The following is a 10,743-nucleotide window of genomic DNA, read 5'->3' on the forward strand; positions in this document are numbered from 1 at the left end:
GGTGCTCGCCGCCGACGGCCGGGTGCTGGCGTCGAGCGCGGATGCCGGGCCGGCCACGCTGCTCACACCGGGGGAGCTCGCCGCCGCCCGTGCCCGGCCGCGATGGTTCACCACCGGCGCGCCGCTCGAGCGCACCCACGCCACCCGGCTGTACGCGGTGCCCGTCCATCCGGGCGCCCCCGCCCGGCCGGGGCCGACGTTCGTCGCCGTCGTCGGCTCGCCCACCCGCCTCGCCGACCGCGCCGAGGACCGGATCCGCAACGTGATGATCGTCGCGAGTGTGCCGCTGATCGCGCTGTCAGGTCTCGCCGCCTGGCTGCTGTCGGGCGCGGCGCTGCGCCCGGTGGACCGGATGCGCCGGGAGACCGCCGCGATGGCCGACGCCGAGGACGCCCCAGGCCCCGCGGCGCCGACCACGGCCCCCGCCCTCGCCGTGCCGGCCACCCACGACGAGATCGCGGCGCTGGCCCGCACCATGAACGATCTGCTGCGCCGCCTGCACGCGGCCCGCGCCCGCGACCGCGCGTTCGTCGCCGACGCCGGTCACGAGCTGCGCACGCCGCTGACGGTGCTCAAGGCCGAGCTGGAGCTCGCCGCCCGCCCCGGCCGCTCCGCCGCCGAGCTGCGCACGGCCGTCGCGAGCGCCTCCGAGGAGACCGAGCGGCTGATCCGCCTCGCCGAGTCCCTGCTCACCCTGGCCCGCATGGACGGCGGCCCGCTGGTGCGTGTGCCGGTGGCCCTGGACGAGATCCTCGACCGTGCGGCCCGGGCGCGTATCCCCCTCGCCGCCGCCCGCGAGGTACGCGTCCGCGTCGACGTCGCCGACCGGCCGCTGACCCTGCGCGCCGACCCCGACCTGCTGCGCCAGGCGGTCGACAACCTCCTGGCCAACGCCGTGCGCCACGCCCCGCCCGGCAGCACCGTCGACCTGGGCGGCCAGCGCGCGCCCGACGGCCGCGACAGCGTGGTCGTGCGGGTCCGCGACCGTGGGCGGGGGTTCCCACCGGCGTTCCTGCCGCACGCGTTCGAACGGTTCCGCCGCGCCGACGCCGCCCGCGGCCGCGACGACGGCGGTACCGGGCTCGGCCTCGCGATCGTCGCCGCGATCGTCACCGCCCACGGCGGCACCGCCCGGGCCGCGAACCATCCGGACGGTGGCGCGCTGCTCACCGTCGTCCTGCCCACCGGCGATCCCACGCCCTGACCCGGCGGGCGGACGCGTCGCGGCAGCGCGGGCGTCGGTCGACGGCACGGGCCCGATGCGTACGGGGGCCGCCGGGCCTGGGGTCGGCGGGCGAGGCCGGCCGCGCTCAGCGGGGGTCGCGGCGAAGGGGATGATCGGCGGGGATCTCGACGAGCACGATCGGGGTGCCGTCCGGATCGGCGATCCACATCTCGTCGAGGCCCCACGGCTCCCGCCGCGGCGCCCGCCGGATCTCCACCCCGGCCGCGACGAGGCGCCGGTGCTCGGCGTCGAGGTCACGCACCTGCAGCCACAGGGCCGGCGTGTCGGGCGCCGCCGCGGGCCGCCCGTCCGCGCGCCCGGAGACCTCCAGCAGTCCCGAACCGAGGAAGAACACCAGCCCGGGATGCTCGGGCGGCCCGAACTCGCGGTAGACCGCGAGCCCGAGGGTCTCCCGGTAGAAGGCACGGCTGCGCGCCGGGTCCGCCGGTCTGATCAGGATGCGGCTGCTGAGAACCTCCATCCGGTCAGTCTCTCCCCGCGCCCGCCCGCGTGCCCCCGCACGCGGCCCGCGGCGGCGGCGCTCAGCCGGCCGAGGACACCGGCGCGGCGGGCTCGGGCGCCCAGTAGCGCGACCAGGACTCGAAGGCCTCGGGCAGCTGGCGGGCGCGCAGCGGGTCGCTGCCGTCGTTCACCCCGGCGCCGTGGCTGGGGCGGGTGAGCGCGTCGACGAGGTACCAGCGGTGGAACGTGCGCCGGGCGAAGCACCACTCCCCGTCGACGCGGACGTAGCGGTCCCAGTACTGCAGGTCGCCGATCTCCCAGCGACCCGACTCGGGGCGCTCCAGCTGGTCGCGACAGTAGACGATGCCCCGGGCGTGGTCGGCGTCGTCGAAGTCGATGATGTGGTTGGCGACGAGATGCACCGAGGTGCGGGGCGCGCGCAGGTTCGCGTCGAACCAGCGCTGGATCGCCGCCCGGCCCGTCTGCCCGTCACCCATCGTGACGTCCGGGTCGAACAGGTCGGCGAGCGCGGCGATGTCGCGGGAGTCGATCGCGAGCGCGTACCGGGCGGGCAGCTGGCGGATCGCCGCGAGCGACTCCATCCGGTCGAGGCGCTCCTCGAACGTCGCCGGCTCCCAGGGGCCAAGCCTGCTGCTCATCGCATGCCTCCCAATCCGCCGGGCCGGCCGGTGCCGCACGCCGGTTCCGTGCCTGACGCCCGGCACCGGCGTGACGTTACCCCAGGTACCGTGGCGCGCGTCACGAGTCGGGCGCCGGCGGGCGGATCACCCCGATCCACAGCGTCTCGCGCGCACGGGTCATCCCGACGTAGCGTCGGCGCCGTTCCACCTCGGCCAGCTCACCCGCCACGGCCGCCACGACACTCCCGGCGACCCCAGCCGGGGCAGCGCCAGGCGTCGTCGCGCCGTCCGCCGCCGTGCCGACGTGCGCCGTGCCGACGTGCGCCGTGCCGACGTGCGCCGTGCCGACGTGCGCCGTCACGCCGTCCGCCGCGTCGCGGTCCGCGCTGTCGTCGTGCGCCCTGTCGTCATGCGCGGCACCGTCGGCGTGGGGCAGGAAGACGTGGCCGAACTCCAGGCCCCGCGCCGCCAGGTAGGTGCCGATCCTCACCGCGTCGCCGGGGGCGCCGTCGTCGCGGTGCAGGGGCAGGGTCGGGATGCCGGCGCGGCGCAGCAGGGCGGCGTACCGGTCGGCCTGCGCCGCGCTCGCGCACAGCACCGCCGCGTCCTGGCGGCGCGGGGGGACGAAACCGCCGCCCGGCGGCGCGCCGTACGGCGCGCCGCCCGGCGCGGGGGCGGCGCGGGGCGGTCCGGTGGCGGCGAGTCCGGGCACGAGGTCGCCGACCGCGGCCAGCAGCGCCTGGTCGTGGCTCGTCGCGTCGGGAACGACGACCCGGTGCGGGCGCGGCCCGTCGCGGGGCGTGACGACGGGGCCGTGATGGTCGGCGCCGACCAGGACGCCGGCGTCGTCGTGCGGGTCACCGTCGACGAGAGCGCGCGCGGCGGCGGCGATCGGGCGGGAGCCGCGGTGGTTGACGCGCAGCACCTCGGTGCGCCCGCGCAGGCGCACGCCGGCGTCCTGCGGCGGGAACGCGCCGGGAAAGACCGACTGCTGGCCGTCGCCGACGAGCAGCAGCCCGTCCGGGCGATCGCCGACAAGGGCGTGCAGCAGGCGCAACCCGACCAGGGAGAGGTCCTGCGCCTCGTCGACGATCACCGCCGTGTAGTCGGTGCCCGGCGGAAGGCGGCGCACCTCGTCGAGCGCTGCGGCGATCAGGTCGGGCCGGTCGGCGATGCCGCCGGCCGCGAGCAGGCGTTCGTAGTCCTCGTACAGCCGCCAGACGGCCTCGCGCTGGCGGGTGCGCAGCACGGCGCGCCGCCCGTGCCGGTGCAGCCGGGTGTACTGCTCGTAGGAGGTGACACCGCGGCCCTTGATGACGTGCTCGATCTCGTCCGACCAGTAGCGCGGATCGTCACACAGCGCGGCGAGCACGGAGGCGCGCCCGGTGCGCGCCCAGGCGGTGCGCAGCGCGGCGCGCGCCCGGCGCGGGTCGAGCGCCACCGCCCGGTCGCGCCCGCGCAGGAACCCGGTCGCCCAGCCGGGCAGGCTGGTCGTCTCGACCCGGGCGGCGACGTGTGGCCCGGCGAGGCGGCGCAGGCCCGCGTCCAGCACCCTCGGGAGGGTCCCCGCGCAGGTCACGAGCAGCACCGGGCCGCCGTCCCGGCGTGCCAGGTGCGCCGCGCGGTGCAGCGCGACGACCGTCTTGCCGGTGCCGGCCGCCCCCGCGATCCGTGCCGGCCCGGTGAAGCGGCGCCGGGCCAGGGCCACCTGCGCCGGGTGCAGGAACGTCATCCAGTGCTCCAGCGGCGCGTCGAGCGCCGCGGCCCGCAACGCCTCGGCGACCTCCCACACCGCGAACAGCTCCCGCCCGTCGCCACCCGGCGACGGGCCGCCGCCAGGCAGCCCCCGTCCGGCCGGGAACGGCTCCCCTGGGCGGGCCCCGCCGCACCGTCGCCCGCCCGCCGGCGGGAACGCGGCGGCGAGGCAGGCGGCGACCGCGTCGACGCGGTCGGCGGGCAGCCGGGCGGGCAGGCGCAGCAGCGCCGGCAGCAGGTCCGCGGTGCCCAGGACATGGACGCGGCCGAGCACCGTGTCCAGCCGGTGGCCGTCGACGACGAGGACCGGGCTCACCGCGAGCGGGGACAGGCCGATCGCCGCGACGCCCTGCTCGGCGAGGTCGGCGGCCGCGCGCAGAGCCGCCAGGTCGCGGTGGCCGGGGGCACCGGGGCCGTCCATCTCGCCGCCGACACCGTGCCCGCCGCCGGCGAACGGCCGCCCGCCCCGCGGCGCCGGACGCGGCACCCACCGCTGGACGCCGATCACGAACACTCCCGGCGGGCCGACGAGCAGCAGCTCGACGCCCAACCCCCGGTCGCCCCGGGTGCGGCGGTCGGCGAGCAGCCGCCAGGGGCGGCCCGGGCCGGTCAGCGCGCCGAGCGCGGCGGTGACGCGGTGCCCCGCGGGCCCGGAGCAGGGCGCGGCGCCCAGCCCGCCCGCCGCCCGTTCCCACAGTGCCACGGCCTCCAGGTGGGCGAGCTCCACCCGCTCGGCGGCGGGCCCGCCCGAGCCCTCGTGCACGATCGCCACGAGCGCAAACTATACAAACAGTGGTCATAGAGCGACTCTTTGCGCTGAAATTGCGGAATCAGTCACGTACTGCCGAACACCTGCCACCATCGTGCGCCCCCGGGCGCCCCCATCACGGCGCGGCATCCCCCGACGTGGTACCCCCGTCGCCGGTGTCCGGCGGGGAGGGGCGCGCGTCGCGGCGGGCCGGGAGGGGAGAGGATGCACGGCATGCCGCGTCCCCGCCGCTCCCGTCCGTCGTGACCGCGCCCGCACCGGCGCACCGCCCGCGCGCCGCGCCCCGGCGGCTGCGGGCATGGCTGCTCGCCGGCACCGAGCAGGCACAGCGGCACTCCGGCCCGCACGCCCAGCCCGCCCCCGAGCACCGGCTGCACCCGTGGTGGCGGGTGATGTGCCTGACCGGCGTCGACTACTTCTCCACCCTCGGCTACCAGCCGGGCATCGCCGCGCTCGCCGCCGGCGCCGTGAGCCCCATCGCCACCGCCGTGCTGGTGCTCGTCACCCTCGCCGGCGCCCTGCCCGTCTACCGCCGCGTCGCGCGTGAAAGCCCGCACGGCGAGGGCTCGATCGCCATGCTGGAAAAGCAGCTGTCCTGGTGGAACGGCAAGATCCTGGTCCTGGTGCTGCTCGGCTTCGCCTGCACCGACTTCCTCATCACCATCACCCTGTCGGCCGCCGACGCCACCGCCCACATCCTGGAGAACCCCTACGCCCCGCACGCCCTGCACGGCCACCAGGTCGCCGTCACGCTGGTGCTGCTCGCGCTGCTCGCCGCGGTGTTCCTCGGCGGGTTCACCGAGGCGGTGGGCATCGCCGTCGTCCTCGTCGTCCTCTACCTGGGCCTCAATGCCGTGGTCGTGGCCGACAGCCTCGTGCGCCTCGCCACCCACCCGCACCTGTTCACCGACTGGCACGCGCTGCTCGTGCGCGAGCATCCCGACCCCCTCGCGCTGGTCGGCTTCGCGCTCATCGTCTTCCCCAAGCTCGCGCTCGGCCTGTCCGGCTTCGAGACCGGGGTGGCGGTGATGCCGCTGGTGCGCGGCGCCCCCGGCGACAGCGAGCAGCACCCTGAGGGACGCATCCGCGGCGCCCGCACCCTGCTCACCACCGCCGCCGCGATCATGGCCTTCTACCTCATCACCAGCAGCCTGGCAACCACGCTGCTCATCCCGCACGAGGCCTTCGAGCCCGGCGGGCCGGCGAACGGGCGGGCGCTGGCCTACCTCGCCCACCGCGACCTCGGCGCCGCCTTCGGCACCGTCTACGACGTGAGCACCATCCTCATCCTGTGGTTCGCCGGCGCGTCGGCGCTGGCCGGGCTGCTCAACCTCGTCCCGCGCTACCTGCCGCGCTACGGGATGGCGCCGCACTGGGCCCGGGCGGTGCGCCCGCTGGTGCTGCTGTTCACCCTGATCGGCTTCGCCGTCACGCTCGTCTTCCAGGCCAGCGTCGACAAGCAGGGCGGCGCCTACGCCACCGGCGTGCTGGTGCTCATCACCTCGGCGTCGCTCGCCGTCACCCTCGCCGCGGCGCGCCACGGCCAGCGCGGGCGGACGATCGGCTTCGGCGTCATCGCCGCCGTGTTCGTCTACACCACCGTCGCCAACATCATCGAACGACCCGACGGGCTCATCATCGGCTCGATCTTCATCATCGCGATCCTGGTCGTGTCGTTCACGTCGCGGGCGCTGCGCTCCTTCGAGCTGCGGGTCACCGGGGTGCGCCTCGACGACACGGCACTCGCCTGGGTGCGCCACTCCGCCGACGCCGGCGCGCTGCACCTGGTCGCCAACGAGCTGGACTCCGGCGACGCGGCCGAGTATGTCGACAAGGTGCGCAAGGCCCGCGAGGAGCTGTATGTGCCCGAACGGGTGCCGCTGCTGTTCCTCGAGGTCACCATCCCGGACTCGTCCGAGTTCGAGGCCGAGCTCGACGTGCGCGCCGTGGATCGCCACGGCTTCCGGATCCTGTGCCTGACCAGCACCTCGGTGCCCAACGCGATCGCCGCGCTGCTGCTGCACCTGCGTGACGTCACCGCCGTGCGCCCGCACGTGTACTTCGAATGGTCGGAGGGCAATCCGATCGCCAACTTCCTGCGGTTCCTGTTCTTCGGCGCCGGGGAGGTCGCCACCGTCACCCGCGAGGTGCTGCGCGAGGCCGAACCCGACCCGGGGGCCCGCCCCTACGTCCACGTCGCCTGACGATCCGGCGTCACCCGGGCGGCGAGCGCGGTGGCGGGTGCGCGGCATCACCCAGACGCATCCCGCCCGATCTGGCCAGACCCCGTGTGACCACCGCGGGAGTGGGAGAAAATGGCGGGGTGGCAGCGGAACGAAACGTCCTCGGCGGGGAGCTGGAACCCTGCGGTACCGATCCGGTGACCGGGTTCTACCGCGACGGGTGCTGCAGCACCGGCCCGGAGGACCTCGGCAGTCACACCGTGTGCGCGGTGGTGACGGCCGAGTTCCTGCGCCACCAGCGTCAGGTCGGCAACGACCTGTCCACCCCGCGGCCGGAGTACTCCTTCCCGGGCCTGCGCCCGGGGGACCGCTGGTGCGTGGTCGCCGTGCGCTGGCTGCAGGCCTACCATGCTGGCTTCGCCGCGCCCGTCGTGCTCGCCTGCACCCATGAGCGGGCGCTGGAGGTGATCCCGCTCGAGGCGCTGCGTGCCCACGCCGTCGACGTCCCCGCCGACCCGCGCTCGCTCGGCTGAGCGCAGGCGGGCCGGCCGCACGGCTCAGTCGATGGTCTCGGGCTCCAGGCCCACGGTGAGCCAGTCGTCGTAGGGCAGGCCGGTGAGCTCCTGTAGCCGGGCGATGTCGTCGACGAAGTAGGGCAGCACCGCGCGCCGCTGCTCGGGCGTCAGCGTCGGCCGCCCGCCGCGCTGGCGCTGCAGCGCGCCCAGCAGCGGGGAGCGCACCGCGCGGCGCACCGGCACCGGGAAGTGGTGGCCCACCCGCCCGCCGGTGCGCAGCACCGCCCGCAGCACGCCGTTCACCGGGGTGTCGGCGACGAACGGCGTCACGTTCTGCGCGGGCACCAGGTCGACGAGCCCCGTCTCGACGCCGAGGAACGCGCACACCCGGTCGAGCGTCTCGGCAGGGGAGTCGCGCAGGTCGCGGTAACGCAACAGCAGCACCTGGTCGCGGGAGAACAGGCCGAACAGGTGGGCGAGCTGCTCGCCGTAGCGGCCGAGGGAGACATAGTGCCAGAAATCCGCCCACCCGGCCGCGCGGCGGCGTTCCTCCAGCGCGCACGCCCGGACGAAGTCGCGCTCGGGTTCCAGGCCCGCGGCCCACAGGTGCGTCCAGTTGGAGTGCGCCCGGTCGACCGGGTTGCGCAGCAGCACCACGAGGCGCGCCTTGGGTAGCAGCCGGCGGATGCGGTTCTGCGCGTCGAGGTCGTAGAGGTAGAAGGGGGTGGCCTCGCCGCGCAGCGCCCCCTCGGGTGCCGGGTCGAACAGCGCCTCGTAGTCGCCGCGGCGCCAGACATGCTCCTGGTAGGTCTGCGCGTCGCCAGGGCCGCCGCGGGCCGGCGGCGGCCCGGCGGACAGGAAGAACTTCGGCTCCTTCACCGTCGGCAGGAACAGCGCCGGATGGCGGGCCAACGCGGCATGCAGCGCGGTCGTGCCCGCCTTGGGCACGCCGATCACGAGGAAGTCGGGCAGGGCCATGCTGGGAACGCTCCGGCGGTTCGGACGGTGGCCAACCCAAGCAAGTCGACCGGTGAAATCAGGATGGTAGCCGCGGGTGGGACGCGGTGGGACCGGCTTGGCGACACCTGCGATGTCCGGCAACGGTAGGGTTGCGCGATGGCAACCAGCCCGCAGCACATCGAGGCGCGGCACGTCGAGGCGCGGCACCTCGAGGCGCGGCACCTCGAGGCCCGGGCGGTGCCGCTGCCGGGCCGCCGCCCCGCCGTCACCGTGGCCGAGGCTCCCGGGCGCGGCCCCGGGCACTGGGCCGGCGCCCCCAGCGCGATCCTCGTCGACGGCGTGTTCTACCTCGCCTACCGGCTGCGGCGCCCCGTCGGTGCCGGGCGCGGCTTCGGGCTGGTGATCGCCCACTCCACCGACGGTGAGACGTTCCGCGAGCTCGCCGTGGTACCCCGGGAGCCGTTCGGCGCCGAGAGCCTGGAACGGCCCGCGCTGGTCGTCACCCCCGAGGGCCGGTTCCGGCTGTACGTCAGCTGCGCCGCGCCCGCGAGCCCGCACTGGTGGGTGGACCTGTTGGAGGCTGACTCCCCGGGCGGCTTCGACCCGGATCGCCGCCGCACCGTCCTGCCCGGCGACCCGCGCACCCTCGCGGTCAAGGACCCGGTGGTCGCCCCCCTCGACGGCGGCTGGCAGCTGTGGGCCTCCTGCCACCCGCTCGACGACCCGCACGCCACCGACCGGATGGACAGCCGCCACGCGACCAGCCCCGACGGCGTGCACTGGACCTGGACGGGCACCGCCCTCGCCCCGCGCCCCGGGCACTGGGACGCCCGCGGTGTGCGCATCAGCGCCGTGCTGACCGACGGCCCGCGCCCGGTCGCCCTCTACGACGGGCGGGCCAGCGCCGAGCAGAACTGGGCCGAACGCACCGGCCTCGCCCTCGCCGACACGGCGCGCCGCTTCGAGGCCGTGGGCGACGAGCCGGTCGCCGTCGCGACGGTCGGCGACGGCGCGCTGCGCTACGTCACCGTTGTGCCCCTGCCCGGCGGCGGTCACCGGCTGTTCTACGAGGCGGCGAACCCCGACGGCAGCCACGAACTACGCACGGAGCTGCACGAGCCGGCCTGATCCACCCGGCGCCGCCCCCCGGCCGCGGGGACGGTGAACGCCGCTTCGGGCACACCGCGGCCGCACCGCGCCGCCGCGACCCCCGTGGGATGCATCACGGTATTCATCGGCAACAGGCGGTAAGATCGTGTCTCGGTCGGGGGCATGCTCACCCGATATTCGCGCCGGTTCCGGCTGTCCGTGTACATCGGGTTCATGATCCGGGGCGTTCGCCGCGGGCTGGGTCCTCGCGCGGCGCCTCGCGGCGGGCGCGGACCGCACCCGCCGCAGCGTAGGAGGAACCGTCGCCATGACCGCCGAGGTGTTTTCGGTGCCCGCCAGCCGGCTGCCCGGCGACAGCGTGCGCTCACCCAAGACGGCGGAGCTGCTCACCCGCCGCCTGCGCCGCATGATCGTCTCCGGGGAGCTGCGCGCCGGGGACTTCCTGCCCCGCGAGGCCGAGCTCATGACCCACTTCGGGGTGTCGCGCCCGACGCTGCGCGAGGCGGTGCGGGTGCTGGAGGCCGAGTCCCTCGTCGAGGTGCGCCGCGGGTCGCGCACCGGCGCCCGTATCCGCGTGCCCGGACCCGAGATGGTGGCCCGCCCCGCCGGGCTGCTGCTGCAGCTCGCGGGCGCCACCATCGCGGAGGTGCTCACCGCCCGGCTCGGCGTCGAGCCGCTGGGGGCCGCGCTGTTCGCCGCGCACGGCACCCCCGAGGCGATCGCCGCGCTCGTCGCCGACATCGAGGTGTGCGAGGACGAGGTCCGCCGGGAGCGCCCCGGCGGGGCGTTCTCCCAGGTGCACCGCACCGTCGTCGAGGGGTCGGGTAACCGGGCGCTGGTCGTCACCGCCGGGATGATGCACGAGATCATCGGCCGGCACGTCGCGGCGAAGACCCGCGCGGCGCTCGCCCAGGACGATCCGGGCACGCTCGCCGCCTGCCGCCAGGCCGTCGACACCTACCGCCTGCTGCTCGACCACATCCGCGCCGGCGCCGCCGACGAGGCCCAGGCGCTGTGGCGGTTCCACCTGGAGCGGACCAACGCGCTGCTGCTGCGCGACGTCGACCCGAACACGGTCGTCGACATCCTCGACTGACGCGCCGCCCGGTCGGGTGGGTCGGGT

9 protein-coding genes are annotated in these 10,743 nt (G+C 76.0%); 5 read left to right on the forward strand and 4 right to left on the reverse strand.

Features of this window, described 5'->3' with window-relative positions:
* Positions 1-1,204, forward strand: a 1,204-nt coding sequence (locus C1A33_RS12950; RefSeq protein ID WP_101831771.1) for a sensor histidine kinase, incomplete at its 5' end; no start/stop codon positions are given.
* A 106-nt stretch (positions 1,205-1,310) separates the two neighbouring features.
* Here C1A33_RS12950 and C1A33_RS12955 read toward each other — a convergent pair.
* From C1A33_RS12955 to C1A33_RS12965, 3 genes are all read right to left on the reverse strand, one after another.
* Positions 1,311-1,706, reverse strand: coding sequence for a VOC family protein (locus tag C1A33_RS12955; protein ID WP_101831772.1), 396 nt, complete (start codon positions 1,704-1,706; stop codon positions 1,311-1,313).
* A gap of 61 nt (positions 1,707-1,767) precedes the next feature.
* Positions 1,768-2,346, reverse strand: a complete 579-nt coding sequence (locus C1A33_RS12960) for a nuclear transport factor 2 family protein (protein ID WP_101831773.1) — start codon at positions 2,344-2,346, stop codon at positions 1,768-1,770.
* A 100-nt stretch (positions 2,347-2,446) separates the two neighbouring features.
* Positions 2,447-4,855, reverse strand: a complete 2,409-nt coding sequence (locus C1A33_RS12965) for a UvrD-helicase domain-containing protein (protein ID WP_101831774.1) — start codon at positions 4,853-4,855, stop codon at positions 2,447-2,449.
* Positions 4,856-5,094: 239 nt separating this feature from the next.
* Between C1A33_RS12965 and C1A33_RS12970 the strand changes: the two genes are divergently transcribed.
* Both C1A33_RS12970 and C1A33_RS12975 read left to right on the forward strand, forming a co-directional pair.
* Positions 5,095-7,056, forward strand: a complete 1,962-nt coding sequence (locus tag C1A33_RS12970) for an amino acid transporter (protein ID WP_101831775.1) — start codon at positions 5,095-5,097, stop codon at positions 7,054-7,056.
* 119 nt (positions 7,057-7,175) lie between these two features.
* Positions 7,176-7,568 (forward strand): DUF2237 family protein, encoded by a 393-nt coding sequence (locus C1A33_RS12975; RefSeq protein WP_101831776.1) that lies wholly within the window; start codon positions 7,176-7,178, stop codon positions 7,566-7,568.
* 24 nt (positions 7,569-7,592) lie between these two features.
* Here C1A33_RS12975 and C1A33_RS12980 read toward each other — a convergent pair whose 3' ends face one another.
* Positions 7,593-8,528, reverse strand: coding sequence for a sulfotransferase family protein (locus tag C1A33_RS12980; RefSeq protein ID WP_101831777.1), 936 nt, complete (start codon positions 8,526-8,528; stop codon positions 7,593-7,595).
* A 138-nt stretch (positions 8,529-8,666) separates the two neighbouring features.
* Here C1A33_RS12980 and C1A33_RS12985 point away from each other — a divergent pair, with 138 nt between their 5' ends.
* Positions 8,667-9,638 (forward strand): glycoside hydrolase family protein, encoded by a 972-nt coding sequence (locus tag C1A33_RS12985; protein ID WP_115537946.1) that lies wholly within the window; start codon positions 8,667-8,669, stop codon positions 9,636-9,638.
* Between the two features lie 289 nt (positions 9,639-9,927).
* A complete protein-coding gene (locus C1A33_RS12990) occupies positions 9,928-10,716 on the forward strand; it encodes a FadR/GntR family transcriptional regulator (RefSeq protein WP_101831778.1) in 789 nt (262 codons plus the stop codon).
* The last annotated feature ends 27 nt before the right edge of the window (positions 10,717-10,743 follow it).

The sequence above is a fragment of the Frankia canadensis genome (genome assembly GCF_900197875.1).
Classification (GTDB): domain Bacteria; phylum Actinomycetota; class Actinomycetes; order Frankiales; family Frankiaceae; genus Frankia; species Frankia canadensis.

Bases quoted from the DNA above. Each gene is read 5' to 3' on its own strand.
- C1A33_RS12955 (WP_101831772.1), bottom strand. From the start codon at position 1,706: ATGGAGGTTCTCAGCAGCCGCATCCTGATCAGACCGGCGGACCCGGCG.
- C1A33_RS12960 (WP_101831773.1), bottom strand. From the start codon at position 2,346: ATGAGCAGCAGGCTTGGCCCCTGGGAGCCGGCGACGTTCGAGGAGCGC.
- C1A33_RS12980 (WP_101831777.1), bottom strand. From the start codon at position 8,528: ATGGCCCTGCCCGACTTCCTCGTGATCGGCGTGCCCAAGGCGGGCACG.
- C1A33_RS12985 (WP_115537946.1), top strand. From the start codon at position 8,667: ATGGCAACCAGCCCGCAGCACATCGAGGCGCGGCACGTCGAGGCGCGG.
- C1A33_RS12990 (WP_101831778.1), top strand. From the start codon at position 9,928: ATGACCGCCGAGGTGTTTTCGGTGCCCGCCAGCCGGCTGCCCGGCGAC.